The sequence below is a fragment of the Pseudomonas sp. 05N36 genome (assembly GCF_056397385.1).
Genome location: NZ_JBFTNH010000024.1, coordinates 33,999 through 56,256, shown reverse-complemented (window position 1 = coordinate 56,256; position 22,258 = coordinate 33,999). Strand labels below are relative to the sequence as shown.

Genomic DNA, 22,258 nt, shown 5'->3' with positions numbered 1-22,258 from the left:
ACCCGTACAACAAGCGACAAACACCGGAGCACAATGCCTGCTCTTGTTGATACAGGGTCTGACTAACCTGATTGCGCGAAGGTTCCCGCAAAAAACAAATCAGCTTCTGCCAGCCAGGCGTTTGTCTTGCGCAACATTGCGCAGAGCCGCAATCACGCTGGGCTCAAGCCGTCCCTCGGCGATCAACAAGTCGCGGTGCAAGCCGTCGACAACATCTGTCAGCAGCCGTTTATCCGTGAACTGCGCCTGATTGAACTCACGCTCGACCACGATCGCGCCAGCGGCACTCTTCAATGTCACCAGGCATTCGCCATGGGCACCTGACGGGGTCAGTGTTACCTGATACGGGCTCAATGCCTCACCCAGCAATAGGCTGATACTTTCCATCTCGATCACCACTCAATAGTCCGAAAACAAAGTGCCAAGGGCGTGATAAATGACCACTGGCCCGAGAAGAAAGTTCTGAACTCGACTGACGGTATGTCGCTTTACCCTGAGTCTCCAGAGCATGCATGGTAAAGATGACAAGAAAAAAACAGTGGGTTTCAACCGCGTCAATCAGGCTCATAACGCCGCCGGCCATGGGTATCGGTCCAGCCGCCCACCACACCTCGCAGCAAACCCTCGGCGCTATAAAACGGCACCGTCCACTGATAAACATCCCTCACACCACTTTTGAATCTCAGTGGGCGCTCGGTAAATCGGGTTTTCCGACTGCTGAGTTGATCCATGATTTCCGCGTGCAGAAGCTCGGCCGTCGAAGCAGGCAAAACGTCGACCTCTGTCAGGCGTTTTCCCTGCATCTGGTCGAAGCGGGTCGACAAGTGTTCTTCATAGCTCTTGTTGCACATGATCAACCGCCCCTCCAGATCCCGTACAAACACCGGATCGGGCATGGCATCCATCAAGGCATGCTGGAACGCCAATTGGTCACCAAGCCCTTGCTCGGCTTTCAGTCGCTGCTTGATCTGCATGCTCAGCCGCCGGTTCCACAGCAGTGAAATCAGYCCGAACAGACTCGCGAAAAAGACTCCCCAGCAACCCCACTGGTAGAACCGCTGCCACAACGAGGGTGGCTGGCCGGGCACCACGCCGCTGAGCCACTTCGAACGGATCGCCCGCAACTCGGCCGGAGGAAAAGCCTCGAGCGCCTTGTTGAGAATGCTCAACAGCTGTGGCTGCCCTTTGCGCAGTGCGAGATGGTCGGCCTCCCACATACCTTCGATACTTGGGCCGATCGCCAGCCGGCCTGCAGGGTATAGGTGGGCGCCCGTTTCATTTTCAATGGTGACGTCGGCTTCGCCGCTTTCCACCAGGGCGCGTGCCTCGGCGTAGGTTTTCACCGAGCGCAGCTCGATCTGTGGATAGTCACGGCGGATGCCGGCCTCCAGCGCATGCCTGGCCGGTAGCGCCAAAACCTTACCCGAAAGGTCCTCTAACGAATCGACCGAAGCAGCTCCGGCCCGCCCGACGAACACCCAGCCAGCCCCGCCAAAGGCATGGCTGAAATCCAGAAAGCCTTTGCGTTCATCGTTCACCGCCAGTGTCGTGTTCATGTCTGCCCTGCCACTCTCCAGCAGTCCGAGCAGGTGTTCGGTCGAGAATGACTCTTCATGAACAAACTCCAGCCCGGTCATCCGCGAAAGACGCTGGAGAATGTCGTTGTTCAGACCGCTCCATTGACCGTGCTCATCCTTGAACAAGTACAACGGGAACTGCACCGAGGCGACGATCACTCGCCGGTGCTCGGCAATCCATTCGAGCTCGTGAGCCTCAAGCTTGAAACTGTCATGACTGTCGGCAGACCTTACGTCCAAAGCGCCGAGTTGAGCCGCCAATACACAATGCCCAGGCCCCATGGCACTCAATAAAAACAGCCAGCACAAGGCCGGTTTTAATCCATTAAAAAACCACATGCCCACTTCCTTCACGTCCACTCACCCATCCTTGAGGGGCGAAACGACGACAAGTGTGCCATGCAGAAATGAGAAAGCCCGTCAGGAGACGGGCTTCAAAATGTGACAGATAAATCCTGTCAGAGTGGCTTGCCGCGGTTGCCATGCTGACTGACAAAGGCCTGCACGGCTTTCAGGTCATTTGGCAGAACCGTGCAGCGCTCATCTCGCTCAAACAAATCAGAAAGATGGGCAGGCAGTTCAAGCGCTTTTCCTACGCCGGCTTTTTCGACGGCTTCAGGGAATTTGACCGGATGGGCCGTTCCCAGAATCACCATCGGAATATCCAGGCTACGACGGCACTCACGCGCTGCCTTGACGCCGATGGCGGTATGCGGATCGAGCAGCTCACCGGTTTGTGCGAAGACTTCAGCGATGGTCTCGCAGGTTTGCGCGTCATCCACGGCCAGCGAGTCGAACAGTTTGCGCGCTTCGGTCCAGCGCTCTTGCTCGACGCTGAAACCGCCACCTTGCTTGAAGGTGTCCATCAGGCCGGCAATCGCGGCGCCGTTGCGACCGTGCAGGTCGAACAGCAGGCGTTCGAAGTTCGACGAGACCATGATGTCCATCGACGGCGACAGTGTGGCGTGCAGGGTTTCCTTGACGTACTGGTTGCCGCTCATGAAGCGGTGCAGGATGTCGTTGCGGTTGGTGGCGACGATCAACTGGTTGATCGGCAAACCCATGTTACGTGCCAGGTAGCCGGCGAAGATGTCACCGAAGTTGCCGGTTGGCACCGAGAACGACACCGAGCGCGCCGGGCCGCCCAACTGCAGGGCTGCATGGAAGTAGTAGACGATCTGGGCCATGATCCGCGCCCAGTTGATCGAGTTCACCGCCACCAGGCGCGTGCCTTTGAGGAAGCTCTGGTCGGCGAAGCTCGCCTTGACCATTTCCTGGCAGTCATCGAAGTTGCCTTCGATGGCGATGTTGTGGATGTTTTCGCCGAAGATAGTGGTCATCTGCCGACGCTGCACTTCGGACACGCGGTTGTGCGGGTGCAGGATGAAGATGTCGACGTTTTCGCAGTGCTTGCAGCCTTCGATGGCGGCCGAACCGGTATCGCCCGAAGTGGCGCCGACAATCACTACGCGCTCACCGCGTTTTTCCAACACGTAGTCGAGCAGACGACCGAGCAATTGCAGGGCGAAGTCCTTGAACGCCAGGGTCGGGCCGTGAAACAGCTCCAGCACCCATTCGTTGCTGTTCAGCTGACGCAACGGTGCCACGGCGCTGTGAGAGAACACGCCGTACGTTTCTTCGAGGATTTTCTTGAAGTCGGCGTCCGGGATGCTGCCGGTGACAAACGGGCGCATCACCCGGAAAGCCAGCTCGTGATATGGCAGGCCGGCCCAGGAAGCGATTTCTTCCTGGGTGAAACGTGGCAGGTTTTCCGGCACGTACAGGCCGCCGTCACTGGCCAGACCGGCCAGCAGCACGTCTTCGAAATTCAGGGCCGGTGCCTGGCCGCGGGTACTGATATAACGCATGACTGGCTCCACAATTCAGAGTTCGCAAACCCGGGCTCGCGCACGAGCCCGGTGAACAATAACGACTTAGTTCAGGTGCTCGACGCGGATCCGCACCACCGGACCGACCACGTCCGCCAGGGCCTCGAGGGCGGCGATCGCATCGTTCATGCGCTGTTCCTGCACACGGTGGGTCAGCAGGATCATTGGCACCAGGCCGTCGTGTTCTTCGACTTCCTTTTGCATGATCGATTCGATGTTGATACCACGCTGCGACAGAATGCTCGCGACCTGAGCCAGCACGCCCGGATGATCCTTGGCCTGGATGCGCAGGTAGTAGGCACTTTCGCAGGCTTCGATCGGCAGGATCGGGTGGGCCGACAGCGAATCCGGCTGGAAAGCCAGGTGCGGTACACGGTTTTCCGGGTCACTGGTCATGGCGCGAACCACATCCACCAGGTCGGCGATGACCGACGAAGCGGTCGGTTCCATACCGGCGCCCGCCCCGTAGAACAGGGTCGAACCAGCGGCGTCGCCGTTGACCATCACCGCGTTCATCACGCCGTTGACGTTGGCGATCAGGCGATCGGCCGGGATCAACGTCGGGTGCACACGCAGTTCGATGCCGGCAGCGGTGCTACGCGCCACGCCCAGGTGCTTGATGCGATAGCCCAGCGCTTCGGCGTAATTCACGTCAGCGGTGGTCAGCTTGGTGATGCCTTCGGTGTAGGCCTTGTCGAATTGCAGCGGGATGCCGAACGCGATGGACGCCAGAATCGTCAGCTTGTGCGCCGCATCGATGCCTTCGACGTCGAACGTCGGATCGGCTTCGGCGTAACCCAGGGCTTGCGCCTCGGCGAGTACGTCTTCGAAGGTCCGGCCCTTCTCACGCATTTCGGTGAGGATGAAGTTGCCGGTGCCGTTGATGATCCCGGCGACCCAGTTGATGCGGTTGGCCGACAGGCCTTCACGGATCGCCTTGATCACCGGAATGCCACCGGCTACCGCGGCTTCGAACGCGACGATCACGCCTTTCTCGCGGGCCTTGGCGAAAATTTCATTACCGTGAACGGCAATCAGTGCCTTGTTCGCGGTGACCACATGCTTGCCATTCTCGATGGCTTTGAGTACCAGCTCGCGGGCAACGGTGTAGCCGCCCATCAGCTCTATAACGATGTCGATCTCAGGGTTCGTGGCCACTTCGAAGACATCGTTGGTAATCGCAATACCGGTCGTCTGGAACTGAGGCTTTGGCGTGCGCATGGCAATTTGTGCCACTTCGATTCCACGCCCGGCACGACGAGCAATTTCCTCGGCGTTGCGCTGAAGTACGTTGAAGGTACCGCCACCGACGGTCCCTAACCCACAGATGCCTACTTTGACCGGTTTCACTGTGAACTCCCCATAAAACGGCCGACTCAAGGCCGGCCGTGGAAAACAGCCGCACAGCGTGCGGCTCTCTATTAATGGAACGCCGACTGCTGTCGCCGCTCCATGATCGTCAAAGGCTTACCGTGACGACGCAGGATTATTTCGCACTCAGTGCCAGTTTGGCGACTTGTGGTGCTGGCTGGTAGCCCGGAATCACTTGGCCGTCAGCCAAAACGATAGCCGGTGTACCGTTCACACCGATCGACTGGCCCAGGGCGAACTGCTTGGAAACCGGGTTGGCGCACTTGGCCGCCTTGATTTCCTTGCCATTGACCATGTTGTCCATCGCCGCTTTTTTGTCAGCCGAGCACCAGACCGCTTGCAGTTGCTCATCACCCGGCGAGCCGAGGCCCTGGCGCGGGAAAGCAACATAACGCACTTCGATGCCCATTTTGTTCAATGCAGGCACTTCGGCATGCAATTTGTGGCAGTACGGGCAGGTGGTGTCGGTGAACACGGTGATGTGGGTCTTGGTTTCGCCAATCGCCGGGTAAACCACGGTTTCAGCAACCGGAATGCCGTTGATCAGCTTGGAGATACCCAGACGCTCAGCCTTCTCGGTCAGGTTGACCGGTTTGCCGTCCTTGAGCTGGAACACGTAGCCCTGAACGATGTACTGGCCGTCGGCGCTCGCGTACAGCACGCGGCTACCCTTGAGTTTGACTTCGTAGAGACCGGCCAGCGGACTGGCACTGATGGACTCGATCGGGGTGTCGAGCTGGAGGGTTTCCAGGCTTTTACGGATGGCTTTATCAGCCGCATCATCGGCGATGGCAAAGGTGCTGACCAACGCAATGGCTGCGGCGGCGAAAATCTGGGTCAGACGCATGGGGACTCCTGAAGGCGGGCAAATGGGTCGACTGAAACGCCGGTACTGAAACATCGGGTCATAACCGCCCATCGTGCAAACCCGCAAAGCCTACCACATAAGGCCCGCGTGGCCGAATGCGCCTGATGCAAGTCACACATTTGCCAATCAGCGCAGAACCGCTCTTGTAGCAGCTGGCGCAGCCTGCGTTCGGCTGCGCAGCAGTCGTCAATTCTGTATCCGGGGTTTGACTGAAACACCGCGGCGTCTGATTTCACGACTGCTTCGCAGCCGAACGCCGCCTTCGGCAGCTGCCACAGAGATATGTTCAGCCGCGTGGGTGGTGTTTGGCGTGCAGGTCCTGCAAACGGGCGCGAGCGACGTGGGTGTAGATCTGGGTGGTCGAGAGGTCGCTATGGCCGAGCAACATCTGCACCACCCGCAAATCGGCGCCGTGGTTGAGCAGATGAGTGGCGAAGGCATGGCGCAAGGTGTGCGGCGACAGCGACTTGCCGATCCCGGCGACTTTGGCCTGGTGCTTGATACGATGCCAGAAGGTCTGGCGGGTCATCTGCTCGCCACGCAGGCTCGGAAACAGCACATCGCTGGGCCGCCCCCCCAGCAATTCGCTACGCCCGTCACGCAGGTAGCGCTCGACCCAGACAATCGCCTCCTCGCCCATCGGCACCAGCCGTTCCTTGCTGCCCTTGCCCATGACCCGCAGCACGCCCTGGCGCAGATTGATCTGCTCGAGCGTCAGGCTGATCAGCTCGGTGACCCGCAGGCCGCAGGCATATAGCACTTCCAGCATGGCGCGATCACGCTGGCCGATTGCTTCGCTCAGGTCCGGTGCGGCGAGCAAGGCTTCCACATCCGCTTCCGACAACGACTTGGGCAATGGCCGGCCGAGTTGCGGCATGTCGACGCGCAATGTCGGGTCGACGGCGATCAGCTTTTCACGCAGCAAATAGCGATAGAACCCACGCACGCCCGAGAGAAACCGCGCAGTAGACCGGGGCTTGTAGTTTTGCTCGAGGCGCCAGGCCAGATGATCGAGGATCAGCTCGCGTCCGGCGTTGAGCAGTTCCAGGCCCTTCTCCTGCAACCAGCCGTTGAACAGGGCCAGGTCGCTGCGATAAGCGTCACGGGTGTTATCGGACAAACCTTTCTCCAACCACAGGGCGTCGAGAAACTGGTCTATCAATGGATGGTCGATGGCAGGCATAAAGGCTCAAGCAAGACAGGCAACAACGGGAAGGTGGCGAACAGTCTTTCATAGCATGGCCGCTCGCGAAACCATTGCACTTTCAGGGAGAGGAATAAATCACGGGCAACAAAAAAGCAGCCCGTAGGCTGCTTTTTTCTGCATCGGAAGCTGGACTTAAACCAGTTTTTCCTTGATGCGAGCTGCTTTACCCGACAGGTCGCGCAGGTAGTACAGCTTGGCTTTACGTACGTCACCGCGACGCTTGACAGCCATGCTGTCGATTTGCGGGCTGTAGGTCTGGAAAGTACGCTCTACGCCAACACCGTTGGAGATTTTACGAACAGTGAAAGCACTGTTCACACCACGGTTACGCTTGGCGATTACTACGCCTTCGAACGCTTGCAGACGCGAACGGTCGCCTTCCTTCACTTTCACCTGAACGACAATGGTGTCGCCCGGGGCAAAGGTAGGGATCTCTTTGGTCATCTGCTCTGCTTCGAGTGCAAGGATGATTTTGTTAGTCATGCTGTGCTCCTAAGGTAAATCGTCGGATCTACCATCGATACGTTGTTAACTATCGTCCCGCTCGCGGATGTATTCCTCGAGCAGCTTCTTCTCTTCTCCAGAAAGCGAGCGGCTTTCCAGAAGATCGGCGCGTCGTTCAAAGGTCCTACCAAGGGACTGCTGTAAACGCCAACGCCGGATATGCGCGTGATTGCCACTCAGCAACACGTCGGGAACACGCTGATCCGCATACACCTCAGGTCGGGTGTAGTGCGGGCAATCCAGCAGACCATCCGTAAAGGAATCTTCCTCGGCGGAGTCCGCATGCCCTAAAGCTCCAGGCAGCAGTCGTGTAACCGCATCGATCAGGACCATCGCCGGCAGCTCGCCGCCAGACAGTACATAGTCGCCAATCGACCACTCTTCATCGACATGAGCGTCAATAAAACGCTCGTCAATGCCTTCATAGCGACCGGCAATCAGGATTAATGCTTCCTCATTCGCCAACTCGCGTACCGCCGACTGAGTCAGTTGACGGCCTTGGGGCGACAGGTAAATTACCTTCGCCGCCTCCCCGGCTGCTGCCTTGGCCTGAACCAGCGCATCTTCCAGGGGCTTGATCTTCATCACCATGCCCGGACCACCGCCAAATGGGCGATCGTCCACAGTGTGATGTCGATCCGTTGTGTAGTCTCGCGGATTCCAACAGGTCAACTGCAAGAGCCCCTGTTTCACCGCACGACTGGTGATGCCGTAGTCGCTGATGGCGGAAAACATCTCGGGAAACAAACTGATCACTTCGACGCGCAAGTTAGCCACGCTTAGAAGTCCGCGTCCCAATCCACCTTCATCTCGCCCGCTGCGAGGTCGACGGCCAACACGCATTGCTCCGTATAGGGCAACAGGCGTTCGCGATCATCCAGGCTGCCAGCGCAAGGCTTGACCACCATGACATCGTTCGAGCCAGTCTCCAGCAGGTGATCGATCTTCCCGAGCAATTGCCCGAGGTGGTCGATGACCTTCAGACCTTCCAGCTGGTACCAGTAGTACTCGCCGTCGGTCAGATCAGGAAACAGGTTACGCGGCACGCAGATTTCAAAACCGGCCAGAAGACGAGCTTCTTCGCGGTCATCGAGACCTTTGAGCTTTGTGACCAGAAACTTGCCGCCTTGTACGCGGCCGCTGACCAGCTCTACCTGCCGTACATCGCCTTCGCGCTTGAGCGTCCAGGTTTTGTAGTCCAACAGGTTTCCAATCGGATCAGTAAAGGAAAAGACCTTCACTTCGCCGCGAACGCCATGAATAGAATAAATCTTGCCGATAACGATCAAATCATCAGCGATTGCTGGCGTCGCGTTCATATCGCTCAGGCCGCAGCCTTAGAAGCGTCCTTCAGCAACTGAGCAACGCGCTCAGAAGGTTGTGCACCAACGCTCAGCCAGTAGGCTACGCGCTCTTGGTTCACGGACAGGCGGACTTCTTGACCACGAGCGATCGGGTTGAAGAAACCAACTTGTTCTTTGTGCGAACCGTCGCGTGGGTTGCGGCTGTCGGTCACGGTCAAGTGGTAAAACGGGCGCTTTTTGGAGCCGCCAAGGGCAAGACGGATTGTTAGCATGTGAACATAGTTCCTGTAGTCGGTGCTGCAAATCTAAATGCACAGCGGGCATAGGTGCCCGAAAGGCCGCATATTCTAAGGAATATCCGGACTTTTGCAAATGTCTTTTTCCGGCACCTGTCAGTGTGCCATCCAGATTTGCCATAGAGCCGTTGCGAACAACGGCGAGTCAGCTCCCGCCAATGCGGGCTTGCTGTGGGTCCCACGTCCGTGTGGGGCCGCGCCGACATGAATGCCGACGCGAATTCTTTACATTTTCGGCATGCCGCCGCCGGGCAACATACCGCCCATGCCGCGCATCATTTTGGCCATTCCGCCTTTGGCGGAGAACTTCTTCATCATCTTCTGCATCTGCTTGTGCTGCTTGATCAAGCGCCCGATGTCCTGCACCTGGGTGCCGGAACCCATGGCGATCCGACGCTTGCGCGAACCGCTGATCAGCTCAGGGTCGCGGCGCTCGGCCGGGGTCATGGAATTGATGATGGCTTCCATCTGCTTGAATTGTTTCTCCGCCGCACCCTGGGCATTGCCCATTTGCGCCAGATTCACCCCGCCGATGTTCGGCAGTTTGTCCATGAGCCCGCCGAGGCCGCCCATGTTCTTCATCTGTTGCAGCTGATCGCGGAAGTCTTCGAGGTCGAAGCCTTTGCCCTTCTTCAGCTTTTTGGCCAGTTTGTCGGCCTTATCTTTGTCGAGGGTCGCCTCGGCCTGTTCGATCAGGCTGAGCACGTCGCCCATGCCGAGAATGCGCGACGCAATACGCTCCGGGTGGAACGGTTCGAGGGCTTCGGTCTTCTCGCCCATACCGATGAACTTGATCGGCTTGCCGGTGATCGCACGTACCGACAGCGCGGCACCGCCACGGGCATCACCGTCGACCTTGGTCAGGATCACACCGGTCAGCGGCAGCGCGTCGCCAAAGGCCTTGGCCGTGATGGCGGCGTCCTGGCCGGTCATGGCGTCGACCACGAACAGTGTTTCGACCGGTTTGATCGCGGCGTGCAAGGCCTTGATCTCGCCCATCATCTCTTCGTCGATGTGCAGGCGACCGGCGGTGTCGACGATGACCACGTCGATGAATTTCAGTCGTGCTTCTTTAATAGCCGCTTCAGCGATGTCGACCGGCTTCTGGCTCAGGTCGGACGGGAAGAACGTCACGCCGATGTCGTTGGCCAGGGTTTCCAGCTGCTTGATCGCGGCCGGGCGGTAAACGTCCGCCGACACCACCATGACCGACTTCTTCTTGCGCTCTTTAAGGAAGCGCGCCAGTTTGCCAGCGGTGGTGGTTTTACCGGCACCTTGCAGACCGGCCATCAAAATGACGGCTGGCGGCACGACGCTCAGGTTCAAATCTTCGTTGGCCGCGCCCATCAGGCTTTCGAGTTCGGCCTGGACGATCTTCACGAAGGCCTGGCCTGGCGTCAGGCTGCGCGACACCTCGGTGCCGACAGCGCGCTCCTTGACCGAGTTGACGAAGTCTTTGACCACTGGCAAGGCGACGTCGGCTTCGAGCAACGCCATGCGCACTTCGCGCAGGGTGTCTTTGATATTGTCCTCGGTCAGCTTGGCCTTGCCGGTGACATGGCGCAGCGTCTGCGAGAGACGGTCGGTTAAGTTTTCAAACATGCGCGATCCTTTCAGGCCCCATGGAGACCGAGGTAATGGCGGCCCAGACCGTGAAAAACATGTGCTCGGCGAGCCTGCGGCGTGGGCAGGTCGCGGATTATAGCGAAGACTGCGTCTGGCGCACACCCGCCGTCTGGTTGAGTGGTCTTTCGTGTCATGTCGGTTGTATGCCAAACTCAGCCTCTTTCGGGCTTGCCTAACAGGATTTATGCTCCCTTTGTCACCCAGTTTGCTCAGCACCCTCGCCGCCGCCTGCTTATACGCCGCTGCGACTCTCTATCAAGGCACTCGTCTGGCCCAAGGCGCCAAGGCGAACAAACGCCTGCTGGTCTCGCTCGGCATCCTTGCCGTGCTGGCCCACAGCGCGAGCCTCCTCACCCACCTGATGACGCCGACTGGCCTGGGCCTGGACTTTTTCAGTGCCGCCAGCCTGATCGCCGCAGCCGTCATCGCGCTGACGCTGCTGGCCTGTTCACGGATCCCGGTGGAAAACCTGCTGGTGTTGCTGTTCCCGCTAGGGATGACCACGGTGCTGCTGGCGCAGTTCGCACCCTCGGGCACCGTGCAGGTGATCGACGAAGAACCGGGGATTCTTGCGCATATCCTGCTGTCGATCCTCGCCTACGGCATGTTCACCATCGCGGTGTTCCAGGCCTTGCTACTGTTGGTCCAGGACCACCAGCTCAAGCACAAGCACCCGTCCGGCCTGATCAAGAACTTTCCGCCGCTGCAAACCATGGAAAGCCTGCTGTTCGGCTTTCTCTGGGCCGGCTGGACCCTGCTCTCGCTGTCGCTGATCTCCGGCTGGCTGTTCGTCGAAAACCTGTTCGCCCAGCATCTGGTGCACAAAACCCTGCTGGCATGCCTGGCGTGGATCGTGTTCAGCGTGTTGCTGTGGGGCCGCAATCGTCTTGGCTGGCGCGGCCACAAGGCCATTCGCTGGACCCTCGCCGGTTTCTGCCTGCTGATGCTGGCCTATTTCGGCAGCAAGCTGGTCCGCGAATTCATCCTGCACATCTGACGGGTATTCGCTATGGATAACCTGCCCATAGGGCCGCTGCTCGCCGTGCTGGCCCTGCTGATCTTATGGTCAGGGCTGTTCACCGCCATCGAAGCCGCACAGCAACACCTGTTAACTCAGCGCACCGCCTCGCGCTCCGGCGACAAGCCGGTGGCGAAACTCAACTTCCCGCTCAACAGCCTGATCCTCTGCAATACCCTGTGCCGCGCGCTGGTGGTGGTCATCAGCACGCTGCTGGCAATTTTCGGCTGGGCTGAAAAAGGTCCATGGCTGGCCTGCCTGAGCGCCGCTGCTGCGCTGCTGGTGTTTGCCGATTACCTGCCACGCACCCTCGCCAGCCGTTATCCGGACGCCATTCTGGCGCTGGGTAACACCCTGCTCGGCGTGCCGCTGAAAATCATCTACCCGGCTGCCTGGCTGCTCGGCGGCATCAGCCAATTGCTGCTCAAGCCGTTCGCACGCAAGATCAAGGTCGTCCAACAAAGCGAAGACGAGCCACCGGCCCCGCAGAACAACGGCACCGACCACGAACACCCGGCCTGCCGTCCACACGCGCTGTCGGGCATTCATGCGCTGGATAACATCACCGTCAACGACATCCTGGTGCCGCGCAGCGAAGTCGACGGGATCAACCTGGACGACTCGATCGAGGAAATCATCGAACAGCTGCGCGCCAACAAACGCACGCGCCTGCCGGTGTTTCACAGTGATATCAACCAGGTCGAAGCGGTACTCAATACCCGACAGATCCGCCATTTGCTGCCCGACGCCAGCCTGACCAAAGAGGCCTTGCTGGCGGCGTGCCACGAACCTTACTTCGTCCCGGAAAGCACCCCGTTGCAACTGCAACTGCTGAACTTTCACAAGCAGCAGCGCCGCCTGGGCATGGTGGTCGACGAATACGGTGAAGTAGAAGGCATCGTCACCCTGGAAGACATTCTCGAAGAAATCGTCGGCGAATTCGAAAGCCAGCACAGCCTCGACAACCCGCACATTCACCCGCAGGCCGACGGCCGGTTGGTGATCGAGGGTGCAGCCTCGATTCGCGAACTGAACAAGAGCCTCGGCTGGCACCTGCCGAGCGACGGCCCGAAAACCCTCAACGGGCTGGTCACCGAAGCACTGGAAACCATTCCAGACAGCGCGGTGTGCCTGAAAATCGGGCGTTATCGCCTGGAAATCCTCGAAACCGAAGACAACCGCGTCAGCCGGGTGTTGATCTGGCACGTGGCCGCTGGCGAGGCCACAAGCCTGCGCTCGATGGCAAAACCGCTGTAGAACCCACATCCCTGGGTGTTTCAACCATAATAATTCGCTCCACAGGAGCACATGACTGTCAGGGATTACCGCATGACTACCAGCACCACTTACAGCGACGCCGTGCCTGCCCAACCGACGAACTCCACTACGCGAGTCGCAACGGCCAGTTTTATTGGCACCGCCATCGAGTTCTACGACTTCTACGTCTATGCCACCGCCGCCGCGCTGGTGATCGGCCCAGTGTTCTTTCCGCAGACCTCCGGCACCGCCCAGATGCTCTCGGCCTTCCTGACCTTCGGTATCGCGTTCCTGGCCCGCCCTTTGGGTTCGGCGCTGTTCGGCCATTTCGGCGATCGTATCGGGCGCAAATCCACCCTGGTCGCGTCCTTGCTGCTGATGGGCGTCTGCACCACGCTGATCGGCGTGCTGCCGGGTTACGAGAGCATTGGCGCCTGGGCACCGATCCTGCTTTGTGTGTTGCGCTTCGGCCAGGGCCTTGGGCTGGGCGGCGAATGGGGCGGTGCAGCGTTGCTCGCCACTGAAAATGCACCAAAGGGCAAACGCGCCTGGTTCGGCATGTTCCCGCAACTCGGCCCTTCTATCGGTTTTCTCGCGGCTAACGGATTGTTCCTGACCCTGGCGATGACCCTGAACGACGAGCAGTTTCGCTCCTGGGGCTGGCGGATTCCGTTCCTGCTCAGCGCCGTGCTGGTGATGGTCGGCCTGTATGTGCGCCTGAAACTGCATGAAACGCCGGTCTTCGCCAACGCGATCGCACGCCAGGAACGGGTGAAGATCCCGCTGGTCGAGCTGTTCAGCCAGTACTGGGCGCCGATGCTGTTGGGTGCAGCGGCGATGGTGGTCTGCTACGCGCTGTTTTACATCTCGACGGTGTTTTCCCTGAGTTACGGGGTTTCGACCCTGGGTTACAGCCGCGAAACCTTCCTCGGCCTGCTGTGCTTCGCCGTGCTGTTCATGGCCGCAGCCACACCGCTGTCAGCCTGGGCCAGCGACCGTTTCGGGCGCAAACCGGTGCTGATCATCGGTGGCGTGCTGGCAATTCTCTCGGGTTTCACCATGGAACCGCTGCTGACCCACGGTACGACCTGGGGCGTGGCGCTGTTCCTGTGCATCGAGCTGTTTCTGATGGGCGTGACGTTCGCCCCGATGGGCGCGCTGCTGCCAGAGCTGTTCCCCACCCGCGTGCGTTATACCGGCGCGTCGGCGGCCTACAACCTGGGCGGCATTGTTGGCGCTTCGGCAGCACCGTTCTTCGCGCAGAAGCTGGTGGCGATGGGCGGATTGAGTTGGGTCGGCGGGTATGTGTCAGCGGCAGCGGTGATCAGCTTGATCGCGGTGCTGTGCCTGAAAGAGACGCGGCATAACGACCTGAATCAGGTTGCCTGAAGTAAAAGCAAAAGCTTCGCGAGCAAGCCCGCTCCCACATTTGACCGATGTGAACACAGATTTTGTGTACCACTGAAATCCAATGTGGGAGCGAGCCTGCTCGCGAATGCCGCGACGCGGTTAGAGCTCTACAACGACTGCCTGAGAGGCACGGGTCGCTTTGGCGCGGGCGGCTTCGATCGACTCGTCACGAGCCAGGGCAACGCCCATCCGGCGCTGACCGTTGACTTCCGGCTTGCCGAACAGACGCAGCGCCGTATCCGGCTCGGCCAATGCAGCACCCAGGTTGGCGAAAGCGGTCTGGGTCGACTGCCCTTCCACCAGAATCACTGCCGACGCCGATGGGCCGAACTGACGGATCAACGGGATCGGCAGACCGAGAATCGCCCGTGCATGCAAGGCGAACTGCGACAGGTCCTGAGAAATCAGGGTCACCAGACCGGTGTCGTGCGGGCGCGGCGAGACTTCGCTGAACCACACCTGATCACCCTTGATGAACAATTCAACGCCAAACAGGCCACGGCCACCCAGGGCTTCGGTCACGGCTTTGGCCACGCGCTCGGATTCCGCCAGCGCAATCGGGCTCATGGCTTGCGGCTGCCAGGATTCCTGATAGTCGCCCTTCTCCTGACGATGGCCGACCGGCGCACAGAACGTGGTGCCGCCGATGTGGCGAACGGTGAGCAAGGTGATTTCGTAGTCGAAGTCAATGAAGCCTTCGATGATCACCCGACCTTTACCGGCACGACCACCTTCCTGCGCGTAATCCCAGGCTTTCTGCACGTCATCGACGCTGCGCAGCAGGCTCTGGCCTTTGCCCGAGGAACTCATGACCGGCTTGACCACGCACGGGAAACCCAGGTCGTCGACCGCCTTGCGGTAGTCTTCGAAGGTATCGGCAAAGTGGTACGGCGAGGTCGGCAGGTCCAGCTCTTCAGCGGCCAGACGACGAATGCCTTCACGGTTCATGGTCAACTGCGCGGCGCGAGCGGTCGGGATCACGGTGAAGCCTTCGGCTTCCAGTTCAACCAGCGTGGCGGTGGCGATGGCTTCGATTTCCGGCACGATGAAGTGCGGCTTCTCGGCTTCGATCACGGCACGCAGGGCCGCGCCGTCGAGCATGTTGATCACGTGGCTGCGATGCGCCACCTGCATCGCCGGCGCGTTGGCGTAACGATCCACGGCAATCACTTCAACGCCCAGGCGTTGCAGCTCGATCACCACTTCCTTGCCCAACTCACCACAGCCACACATCAATACGCGGGTCGCGGTTGGCGACAATGGAGTTCCGATACGGGTCATCTCAGGTCCTCAAAGGAGCGGATCATCGAGGGATGCGGCGCCAGGCGCGCATCCCTTAGGGAGAAAGCGCGGCATTTTACATGAACCTGAGGGTTTGGCTCAGCTTGCCAGCGCGTTCTTGCGCAAACGCCAGGCCATGGCCAGCCAGACGATGGTCACGCCGGCGAATTTCGAGCCCAGGGCGGTGAGGATCACACCCGGCGTCAGGGCATCGATCATGCCGAAGAAGATGAAGGTATCCAGCGGAATGCTCAGCGCCGAACTTATCCACAGACGGTCGTGCAACGGACGCTTGGTAATGCTGAACACCAGCCAGTCAATGCACTCCGAAACGGCGAAGGCAATGGCGCTGGCCAGGGCGATGGAGGGATCGGAGGTGAGGTAGGACAGAACCAGCGCCGCCAGCATCGCGCCGAGCGCGCCGTGACCGAAACGGGTTTGCACCATGTCGCGCAGCACAAATATCAGGCCACCCCAGGCCGACCAGATGATGTCCAGGTGCGGAGCAGTGGAAAAGGCGTAGTTGATCAGCACGACACTGCTGATGTAAGCGATCAGGAAGAGCATGGCGCGCGGGGATACCTGTCAATTTTGTGCACAGGGTACTTTAGCCATGCACAGCCGCCAAACCCAAATGCAGATCCCCGTAGCAGCTGCCGAAGGCTGCGTTCGGCTGCGTAGCAGTCGTAAATCCTGAGCCCTCGGTTTACCTGAAAGACCGCATCGCCTGATTTCACGACTGCTACGCAGCCGAACGCAGGCTACGCCAGCTGCTACGGATTCGGAGTTTTACCCAACATCCAAAGCAACCCACTCGATTTGGCCCGCTCATGACACAACCCCAGCACCTTGCGGCGTTCGTCGTTGTCCATGCGGCTCCAGCGGGTGATCTCCTCCACCGTACGTTGGCAGCCGGTGCAGATATCGTCCTCATCCAGTGCGCAAATGTTCACGCACGGTGAGCGTACGGGTCTTTCGTTGTCGTTCATTGTTCCTGCTCGACCAGATCACGGGCATAGCGCTGCGAGTTATGCACATAGTGGGCGGCGCTGGCTTCGAGCATTTTCTTCTGCGGCTCGGTCAGTTCACGCACGACTTTGCCCGGCGAGCCCATGACCAGCGAACCGTCAGGGATTTCCTTGCCTTCGCCGATCAGCGAATTGGCGCCGATGATGCAGTTCTTGCCGATTTTCGCGCCGTTGAGGATCACCGCGTTGATGCCGATCAGGCTGTAATCGCCCACCGTGCAGCCGTGCAACATGGCGTTGTGGCCGATGGTCACTCCGGTGCCGATGGTCAGCGGGTAGCCCATGTCGGTGTGCATCACCGTGCCATCCTGCACGTTGCTGTTCTTGCCGATCAGGATCAGCTCGTTGTCACCGCGCAACACCGCGTTGAACCAGACGTTGGCGCCCTCTTCCAGCTTGACCTTGCCCACCAGCACGGCGTTGGGTGCGACCCAGCTCTGCGGGTGGGTTTCGACGCGGGCGTCGCCCAGGCGGTATTTCATCTTATTGTCCTCAAGGCCAGGCAGGCTCACTTGCAAAGCAGGGTTCACGCCATACGCGCGATGGCATCAAATATTGATAAAGCTTTTCGGTGGTTGATGCAGGCTGATCTGCGCGTCATAGAGCAGGTTGATCAGCTCGACGATCATGATCGCGGTCAGGCCCCAGATCTTGTATTCGCCGAAACGGTAGCTCGGCACATACCAGCTGCGGCCCTGGTAATCGATGCGGTGCGTGTGTTCACGCGGGTCCTTGCGGAAGAATTCCAGCGGTACGCTGAACACCGCGGCAATTTCGGCATCGTTGGCCCGGTACTCGACGAAGTCCGGAATCACCCCGACGTAAGGCGTGACCTTGATCCCATGCAGGGAGATCAACGGGCTCAACGGGCCGATGACTTCCACCAGGCCGGGTGGCAGGCCGATTTCTTCTTCGGCTTCACGCAGCGCGGTGAAAATCAGGTCAGGGTCTTCCGGATCGCGTCGCCCGCCGGGGAAGGCCACTTCGCCGCCGTGGGTCGAGAGCCCGCTGGCACGCAGGGTCAGAACCAGCTCCGGCTCATCACTGCGGGTGATAGGCACCAGGACCGCGGCCTCCGGAAAACGCTGGTCGGTTTCCAGCGTGCGCGGCGTGTGGTTGCTTACCCGATGCAGTAGCTCATCCAGCATGAGTGCTCTCGATTTGTTAGCTACCTTGCATCATGCACCAAACACATCGACCGCCCAACCCCCTGAACCATGGCATGTCGCTAAACGACAACTTGCCGACAGACACCACCGCGCGCCAAGATAGGCGCAGCATTTTCGGAAACCCAGCATGAAATTCTGCAGCCAGTGCGGTAACCCGGTCACCCAACGCATTCCCGAAGGCGACTCGCGCCTGCGGTACGTCTGCGACCGGTGCCAGACCATCCATTACCAGAACCCGAACATTGTCGCCGGCTGCCTGCCAACCTGGGGCACTCAGGTGCTGTTGTGCCGGCGCGCCATCGAGCCGCGCCGCGGTTACTGGACCTTACCGGCCGGCTTCATGGAAAACGGTGAAACCATCGAACAGGCGGCCATTCGCGAAACCGCCGAAGAAGCATGTGCACGGGTGCGCAACCTGAACATCTATACGCTGATCGATGTGCCACACATCAGCCAGGTGCATGTATTCTTTCGCGCTGAACTGACGGATCTGGACTTTGCCGCGGGCGAAGAAAGCCTGGAAGTGAGGCTTTTCGATGAAGCCGACATCCCGTGGTCGGAGCTGGCTTTCCGCACGGTCGGCCGTACCCTAGAATGCTTCTTCGCTGACCGCCGGGTAGAACATTTTCCTGTGCGTTCCGAATCAATTCCTCCGCTTGCTCAGCCTGCGATCACTTAAACTATAAAAGTACACCGTACTCTCAGGGATATCGTTTTAATGCGCTGGTTGCTTGCGTTGTTCTGTCTGTCGTTTGTCATGGTTTCCCAAGCTGCCACCACGGAGACCCTGGACGGCAAAATCATCGAAAAAGTGTTGGTGCTCAAATCTGCCCATCAGTTGCAGCTGATCAATGATGGCAAGCCACTGCGGACCTATCGCATCTCGCTGGGCAAAAACCCCAAGGGCCCGAAACTGATGGAGGGTGATCGGCGCACGCCTGAAGGTTTGTATTGGCTGGACTGGCGCAAGGTCAGCGACCGCTTCAACCTGGCCATGCACATTTCCTACCCGAACATCAGCGACTCCGTTCGTTCGCGCCGCGAAGGTGTGCAGCCCGGTGGCATGATCATGATCCATGGCACCCCGGACACTGAAGAAAACCCTGAAGAGCTGTTCCACACCCTGGACTGGACCGACGGCTGCATCGGCATGCGCAACGTCGACATGCGCGAAGTCTGGGGCCTGGTCAAAGACGGCACGATGATCGAAATCCGCCCCTGATTTGACCTGCGACGAGGGGACCCAAACCTGTGGGAGCGAGCCGGCTCCCACAGGGGTAATGCACCAGAGTTATAAAAAATAATAAAAAATATTCCTCCCGAACCACGCCTCCACCTGCAATACCACTTCCCTCCTGAAGCACCGGCGCAGACAGTGATCTGATCCACGACCACCGCCACCTCCAATACCACTTTAAACCCAGTACTGCCGTGTCCTCCAGCGCAGCGCTTATTCGCTCGCCCCGAGCAAACCACTGGCGTTGACATGGTATTTAAGTGGTATTAGTTTTGCGCCATAACCGGGGCAACAACACGCCACTCTCCCCATCGGACCCGCACCCATGAACCACATCCTGGCCCTGCGCCCTGACGACACCCAGCCAACGCCGTTGTACCTGCAACTGGCGCGCAACCTGGAAGCGGCGATCCATGCCGGCCAGTGGAAAGCCGAGCAGGCATTGCCGTCGGAACGCAATCTCAGCGAAATGCTGAACATCTCCCGCGTGACCGCCCGCAAGGCACTGGAAGTGCTGTTCGAACAAGGCCTGATCCGTCGCAGCCAAGGCTCCGGCACTTTCATCACTCCGCGCCTCGAACAACCACTGTCCCGGCTGTCCGGCTTCAGCGAAATGCTCCGCCTCAAAGGTTTCGTGCCGAGTTCGCAATGGCTGGAGCGGGAAATCACCCAGCCGACCCACGAAGAACTGATCCGCCTCGCGCTCTCGCCCTACGACAAGGTCGCGCGCCTCAAGCGTTTGCGTAAAGCCGACGACACCGTGATGGCCATCGAGATGAGCACCCTGCCCGCCTCGATCATTGCCCAGCCGCAAGCGGTCGGGGATTCGCTTTACGAATACCTCGATGGCATCGGCAAACCGGTGGTGCGCGCCCTGCAACACATTCAGGCGATCAACGCCTCGGACGAATTCGCCGCGCTGGTCGGCATCGCCCCCGGCACCGCCATGCTGCTGATGACCCGGGTCGGTTACCTCGAAGACAACACCCCGATCGAAGTCACCGACACCTATTGCCGCAACGACTACTACGACTTTGTCGCAGAGCTGCGTCGCTAAGCCCTGCGCCACGACGCCGGAGAATTACTGATGTCCGAAGACAACATCCTCACCGCCCAAGGCTGGATCCGCGGCCGGTTGATCCACGAACACGGCAAGATCGTGCGCATTGAAGGCCAGCCGTGCGACCCGACAGACAACGACCTGCCTTACCTGCTCCCGGGTTTCATCGACCTGCACGTCCACGGCGGTGGCGGCAAGGACATCATGGAAGGCACGCCGGCCTTCGACACCATCACCAAAACCCACGTGCGTTTCGGCACCACCTCGCTGCTGGCCACCACCATGACCGCGCCACCGGAAGAGATTTCCCGGGTGCTGGCCGAGGTCGGCGAGTTCTGCGAACAGCGCCCGAAAGGCTGCGCCCGGGTACTCGGCGTGCACCTCGAAGGACCGTACATCAACCCTGGAAAACTCGGTGCACAACCGAACTTTGCCCACACCGCGCTGATGGCCGAAGTCGAAGCCTACCTGGCACTGGCGCCGATCCGGGTGATCACCATTGCCCCGGAAATCGCCGGACACGACAAACTGATTCGCGCCCTCAGCGATCGCGGCATTCGCATGCAGATCGGCCATACCCTGGGCAGCTACGAAGAAGGTGTCGCGGCACTGGAGGCCGGCGCCAGCAGTTTCACCCACCTTTATAACGCCATGAGCCCGCTGCATCACCGCGAACCGGGAATCGTCGGCGCGGCACTGGCCCACGCCAAGTACGCGGAACTGATTCCCGACCTGCTGCACGTGCATCCCGGCGCCATCCGCGTAGCCCTGCGCTCGATCCCGTGCCTGTATTGCGTCACCGATTCCACCGCCGCCGCCGGCATGCCGGACGGTGAATACAAGCTCGGCAGCCACACCGTGACCAAATGCCTGGGCGGCGTGCGCCTGCCCGACGGCACGCTGGCCGGCAGCACCCTGACCATGGATCAGGCGCTGCGCAACCTGGTGAAGATCGGCCTGCCACTGGCCGAGGCCTCGCAACGCCTGTCGCAATTCCCCGCCGATTATCTCGGCATTCAGGAGCGCGGCCGCCTGCAACCCGGCGCCTGGGCTGACTGCGTGCGTCTGGATCGCTCACTCACACTGACCGCGGTAATGGTCGAAGGAGAAGACATTGACTTCAAAAATGCTTGAAGAGGCGCTGTCCTCGTACAAGGCGGTCGACGCTCAGTTGCAGCAACTGGACCCGCAGATGATCGAGATCGCCGGGCGCCTGAACCGTCAGCCGCCGCAAGTGGCAATGACGGTCGCCCGTGGCAGTTCCGATCACGCCGCCAGCTACTTCGCCTACCTGACCATGCAGCACGTGGGTATTCCGGTGGCATCGTTGCCGATGTCGGTGGTGACCATGCAGCAAGCGCCGCTGAAGGTCAGCGGTCAGGCGGTATTCGCGTTCTCGCAGTCCGGGCAAAGTCCGGATCTGGTCAACAGCCTGCGTCTGCTGCGCAAACGGGGCGCCCTGAGCATTTCGATGGTCAATGCCGAGAACTCGCCACTGGAGGCCGCCTGTGAATTCAGCCTGCCGCTGTGCGCCGGTACCGAAAGCAGCGTCGCCGCGACCAAAAGTTTCATCGCCACCCTCAGCGCCAGCGCGCGGTTGATCGCCCACTGGAAGCAGGATGCCGAGTTGCTGCAAGCCGGCCTCGCGCTGCCAGAAGAATTACGCGACGCCGCCACGCAGGACTGGAACCTGGCGGTCGACGTACTGCGTGACTGCCAACGCTTGATGGTAATCGGTCGTGGTGCCGGGTTTGCCATCGCCCAGGAAGCGGCACTGAAACTCAAGGAAACCTCGGCGATCCAGGCCGAAGCCTTCAGCAGCGCCGAAGTCAAACACGGCCCCATGGCACTCATCGACAATAACTACCCCTTGCTGGTGTTCGCCCCTCGCGGCGCCGAGCAGGCTGGCTTGCTGAGCCTCGCCGCCGAGATGCGTCAACGCGGTGCCCGCGTGTTGCTGGCCGCCCCGGATGACGTCAGCGAACGCGACCTGACGCTGAGCCGCGCCGAACACCCGGCGCTGGACCCGATTCTCGCCATCCAGAGCTTCTACGTCATGGCGGCCGGCCTCGCGGTCGCCCGTGGCATGGACCCGGACCAGCCGCGTCACTTGAGCAAAGTGACCCGCACCCACTAACACGCCCGAATCGAGTACC

General features: G+C 59.9%; 24 protein-coding genes. 8 read left to right on the top strand and 16 right to left on the bottom strand.

Going from position 1 to position 22,258, the window contains the following annotated elements; all coding sequences use genetic code 11:
* Positions 1–99 precede the first annotated feature (99 nt).
* The 11 genes from AC1DIH_RS24640 to ffh all read right to left on the bottom strand — a co-directional run bounded on the left by AC1DIH_RS24640 (position 100) and on the right by ffh (position 10,618).
* Positions 100–387 carry a DUF3509 domain-containing protein gene (locus AC1DIH_RS24640; protein ID WP_477773618.1) on the bottom strand — a complete coding sequence of 96 codons (288 nt, stop codon included), beginning with the start codon at positions 385–387 and terminating at the stop codon, positions 100–102.
* A gap of 167 nt (positions 388–554) precedes the next feature.
* A complete protein-coding gene (locus AC1DIH_RS24635) occupies positions 555–1,916 on the bottom strand; it encodes a transporter substrate-binding domain-containing protein (RefSeq protein WP_477773617.1) in 1,362 nt (453 codons plus the stop codon).
* 119 nt (positions 1,917–2,035) lie between these two features.
* On the bottom strand, positions 2,036–3,445 hold the full coding sequence (thrC, locus tag AC1DIH_RS24630) for a threonine synthase (RefSeq protein ID WP_216744776.1): 1,410 nt from the start codon (positions 3,443–3,445) through the stop codon (positions 2,036–2,038).
* 66 nt (positions 3,446–3,511) lie between these two features.
* On the bottom strand, positions 3,512–4,816 hold the full coding sequence (locus tag AC1DIH_RS24625; protein WP_054593847.1) for a homoserine dehydrogenase: 1,305 nt from the start codon (positions 4,814–4,816) through the stop codon (positions 3,512–3,514).
* A 136-nt stretch (positions 4,817–4,952) separates the two neighbouring features.
* Complete coding sequence (locus AC1DIH_RS24620) at positions 4,953–5,684, bottom strand: DsbC family protein (RefSeq protein ID WP_477773616.1); 732 nt, start codon at positions 5,682–5,684, stop codon at positions 4,953–4,955.
* Positions 5,685–5,991: 307 nt separating this feature from the next.
* Positions 5,992–6,888, bottom strand: a complete 897-nt coding sequence (gene xerD / locus AC1DIH_RS24615; protein ID WP_347927917.1) for a site-specific tyrosine recombinase XerD — start codon at positions 6,886–6,888, stop codon at positions 5,992–5,994.
* Positions 6,889–7,044: 156 nt separating this feature from the next.
* Complete coding sequence (gene rplS, locus AC1DIH_RS24610) at positions 7,045–7,395, bottom strand: 50S ribosomal protein L19 (RefSeq protein ID WP_054593850.1); 351 nt, start codon at positions 7,393–7,395, stop codon at positions 7,045–7,047.
* Positions 7,396–7,440: 45 nt separating this feature from the next.
* Positions 7,441–8,193, bottom strand: coding sequence for a tRNA (guanosine(37)-N1)-methyltransferase TrmD (trmD, locus tag AC1DIH_RS24605; protein ID WP_019692017.1), 753 nt, complete (start codon positions 8,191–8,193; stop codon positions 7,441–7,443).
* Positions 8,194–8,195: 2 nt separating this feature from the next.
* Positions 8,196–8,735 (bottom strand): ribosome maturation factor RimM, encoded by a 540-nt coding sequence (gene rimM / locus AC1DIH_RS24600; protein WP_054593851.1) that lies wholly within the window; start codon positions 8,733–8,735, stop codon positions 8,196–8,198.
* Between the two features lie 5 nt (positions 8,736–8,740).
* Positions 8,741–8,992 carry a 30S ribosomal protein S16 gene (gene rpsP / locus AC1DIH_RS24595; RefSeq protein ID WP_003209587.1) on the bottom strand — a complete coding sequence of 84 codons (252 nt, stop codon included), beginning with the start codon at positions 8,990–8,992 and terminating at the stop codon, positions 8,741–8,743.
* Between the two features lie 249 nt (positions 8,993–9,241).
* Positions 9,242–10,618 (bottom strand): signal recognition particle protein, encoded by a 1,377-nt coding sequence (ffh, locus tag AC1DIH_RS24590; protein ID WP_477773615.1) that lies wholly within the window; start codon positions 10,616–10,618, stop codon positions 9,242–9,244.
* 208 nt (positions 10,619–10,826) lie between these two features.
* On the opposite strand from ffh, the gene AC1DIH_RS24585 reads away from it, so the two are divergent.
* The 3 genes from AC1DIH_RS24585 to AC1DIH_RS24575 all read left to right on the top strand — a co-directional run bounded on the left by AC1DIH_RS24585 (position 10,827) and on the right by AC1DIH_RS24575 (position 14,306).
* Positions 10,827–11,639, top strand: a complete 813-nt coding sequence (locus tag AC1DIH_RS24585; protein WP_216744780.1) for a cytochrome C assembly family protein — start codon at positions 10,827–10,829, stop codon at positions 11,637–11,639.
* A 12-nt stretch (positions 11,640–11,651) separates the two neighbouring features.
* On the top strand, positions 11,652–12,917 hold the full coding sequence (locus tag AC1DIH_RS24580) for a transporter associated domain-containing protein (protein WP_477773614.1): 1,266 nt from the start codon (positions 11,652–11,654) through the stop codon (positions 12,915–12,917).
* A 72-nt stretch (positions 12,918–12,989) separates the two neighbouring features.
* Positions 12,990–14,306 (top strand): MFS transporter, encoded by a 1,317-nt coding sequence (locus AC1DIH_RS24575; RefSeq protein ID WP_477773613.1) that lies wholly within the window; start codon positions 12,990–12,992, stop codon positions 14,304–14,306.
* 120 nt (positions 14,307–14,426) lie between these two features.
* On the opposite strand, the gene purT is transcribed toward AC1DIH_RS24575, so the two are convergent.
* From purT to AC1DIH_RS24550, 5 genes are all read right to left on the bottom strand, one after another.
* Positions 14,427–15,608 carry a formate-dependent phosphoribosylglycinamide formyltransferase gene (gene purT / locus AC1DIH_RS24570; protein ID WP_054593855.1) on the bottom strand — a complete coding sequence of 394 codons (1,182 nt, stop codon included), beginning with the start codon at positions 15,606–15,608 and terminating at the stop codon, positions 14,427–14,429.
* Between the two features lie 99 nt (positions 15,609–15,707).
* Positions 15,708–16,175 (bottom strand): VUT family protein, encoded by a 468-nt coding sequence (locus AC1DIH_RS24565; protein ID WP_477773612.1) that lies wholly within the window; start codon positions 16,173–16,175, stop codon positions 15,708–15,710.
* Positions 16,176–16,381: 206 nt separating this feature from the next.
* Positions 16,382–16,597, bottom strand: coding sequence for a DUF1289 domain-containing protein (locus AC1DIH_RS24560; protein WP_477773611.1), 216 nt, complete (start codon positions 16,595–16,597; stop codon positions 16,382–16,384).
* On the bottom strand, positions 16,594–17,118 hold the full coding sequence (locus AC1DIH_RS24555) for a gamma carbonic anhydrase family protein (protein WP_007936184.1): 525 nt from the start codon (positions 17,116–17,118) through the stop codon (positions 16,594–16,596). The genes AC1DIH_RS24560 and AC1DIH_RS24555 overlap by 4 nt, the downstream gene beginning before the upstream one ends.
* Positions 17,119–17,184: 66 nt before the next feature.
* Positions 17,185–17,784, bottom strand: coding sequence for a CoA pyrophosphatase (locus tag AC1DIH_RS24550; protein ID WP_477773610.1), 600 nt, complete (start codon positions 17,782–17,784; stop codon positions 17,185–17,187).
* Between the two features lie 148 nt (positions 17,785–17,932).
* Here AC1DIH_RS24550 and AC1DIH_RS24545 point away from each other — a divergent pair, with 148 nt between their 5' ends.
* The 5 genes from AC1DIH_RS24545 to AC1DIH_RS24525 all read left to right on the top strand — a co-directional run bounded on the left by AC1DIH_RS24545 (position 17,933) and on the right by AC1DIH_RS24525 (position 22,239).
* Positions 17,933–18,484: an NUDIX hydrolase gene (locus AC1DIH_RS24545; RefSeq protein ID WP_477773609.1), complete on the top strand. Its 552-nt coding sequence runs from the start codon at positions 17,933–17,935 to the stop codon at positions 18,482–18,484.
* 39 nt (positions 18,485–18,523) lie between these two features.
* The gene (locus AC1DIH_RS24540) at positions 18,524–19,027 is read left to right on the top strand and encodes a L,D-transpeptidase family protein (RefSeq protein ID WP_477773608.1); all 504 of its coding nucleotides are present in this window, start codon (positions 18,524–18,526) and stop codon (positions 19,025–19,027) included.
* A gap of 340 nt (positions 19,028–19,367) precedes the next feature.
* Positions 19,368–20,099 (top strand): GntR family transcriptional regulator, encoded by a 732-nt coding sequence (locus AC1DIH_RS24535; RefSeq protein WP_071551701.1) that lies wholly within the window; start codon positions 19,368–19,370, stop codon positions 20,097–20,099.
* A gap of 30 nt (positions 20,100–20,129) precedes the next feature.
* A complete protein-coding gene (nagA, locus tag AC1DIH_RS24530; protein WP_477773607.1) occupies positions 20,130–21,236 on the top strand; it encodes an N-acetylglucosamine-6-phosphate deacetylase in 1,107 nt (368 codons plus the stop codon).
* Positions 21,229–22,239, top strand: coding sequence for an SIS domain-containing protein (locus AC1DIH_RS24525; protein ID WP_477773657.1), 1,011 nt, complete (start codon positions 21,229–21,231; stop codon positions 22,237–22,239). The genes nagA and AC1DIH_RS24525 overlap by 8 nt, the downstream gene beginning before the upstream one ends.
* The last annotated feature ends 19 nt before the right edge of the window (positions 22,240–22,258 follow it).

Excerpts from the sequence above, each read along its gene's own strand:
- nagA (WP_477773607.1), top strand. The coding sequence starts at position 20,130 with ATGTCCGAAGACAACATCCTCACCGCCCAAGGCTGGATCCGCGGCCGG.
- AC1DIH_RS24580 (WP_477773614.1), top strand. The coding sequence starts at position 11,652 with ATGGATAACCTGCCCATAGGGCCGCTGCTCGCCGTGCTGGCCCTGCTG.
- ffh (WP_477773615.1), bottom strand. The coding sequence starts at position 10,618 with ATGTTTGAAAACTTAACCGACCGTCTCTCGCAGACGCTGCGCCATGTC.
- AC1DIH_RS24575 (WP_477773613.1), top strand. The coding sequence starts at position 12,990 with ATGACTACCAGCACCACTTACAGCGACGCCGTGCCTGCCCAACCGACG.
- rplS (WP_054593850.1), bottom strand. The coding sequence starts at position 7,395 with ATGACTAACAAAATCATCCTTGCACTCGAAGCAGAGCAGATGACCAAA.
- AC1DIH_RS24560 (WP_477773611.1), bottom strand. The coding sequence starts at position 16,597 with ATGAACGACAACGAAAGACCCGTACGCTCACCGTGCGTGAACATTTGC.
- AC1DIH_RS24535 (WP_071551701.1), top strand. The coding sequence starts at position 19,368 with ATGAACCACATCCTGGCCCTGCGCCCTGACGACACCCAGCCAACGCCG.
- AC1DIH_RS24620 (WP_477773616.1), bottom strand. The coding sequence starts at position 5,684 with ATGCGTCTGACCCAGATTTTCGCCGCCGCAGCCATTGCGTTGGTCAGC.
- xerD (WP_347927917.1), bottom strand. The coding sequence starts at position 6,888 with ATGCCTGCCATCGACCATCCATTGATAGACCAGTTTCTCGACGCCCTG.
- AC1DIH_RS24545 (WP_477773609.1), top strand. The coding sequence starts at position 17,933 with ATGAAATTCTGCAGCCAGTGCGGTAACCCGGTCACCCAACGCATTCCC.
- rimM (WP_054593851.1), bottom strand. The coding sequence starts at position 8,735 with ATGAACGCGACGCCAGCAATCGCTGATGATTTGATCGTTATCGGCAAG.
- AC1DIH_RS24550 (WP_477773610.1), bottom strand. The coding sequence starts at position 17,784 with ATGCTGGATGAGCTACTGCATCGGGTAAGCAACCACACGCCGCGCACG.
- purT (WP_054593855.1), bottom strand. The coding sequence starts at position 15,608 with ATGACCCGTATCGGAACTCCATTGTCGCCAACCGCGACCCGCGTATTG.
- AC1DIH_RS24565 (WP_477773612.1), bottom strand. The coding sequence starts at position 16,175 with ATGCTCTTCCTGATCGCTTACATCAGCAGTGTCGTGCTGATCAACTAC.
- AC1DIH_RS24640 (WP_477773618.1), bottom strand. The coding sequence starts at position 387 with ATGGAAAGTATCAGCCTATTGCTGGGTGAGGCATTGAGCCCGTATCAG.
- AC1DIH_RS24525 (WP_477773657.1), top strand. The coding sequence starts at position 21,229 with ATGCTTGAAGAGGCGCTGTCCTCGTACAAGGCGGTCGACGCTCAGTTG.
- AC1DIH_RS24555 (WP_007936184.1), bottom strand. The coding sequence starts at position 17,118 with ATGAAATACCGCCTGGGCGACGCCCGCGTCGAAACCCACCCGCAGAGC.
- AC1DIH_RS24540 (WP_477773608.1), top strand. The coding sequence starts at position 18,524 with ATGCGCTGGTTGCTTGCGTTGTTCTGTCTGTCGTTTGTCATGGTTTCC.
- rpsP (WP_003209587.1), bottom strand. The coding sequence starts at position 8,992 with ATGCTAACAATCCGTCTTGCCCTTGGCGGCTCCAAAAAGCGCCCGTTT.
- AC1DIH_RS24585 (WP_216744780.1), top strand. The coding sequence starts at position 10,827 with ATGCTCCCTTTGTCACCCAGTTTGCTCAGCACCCTCGCCGCCGCCTGC.
- thrC (WP_216744776.1), bottom strand. The coding sequence starts at position 3,445 with ATGCGTTATATCAGTACCCGCGGCCAGGCACCGGCCCTGAATTTCGAA.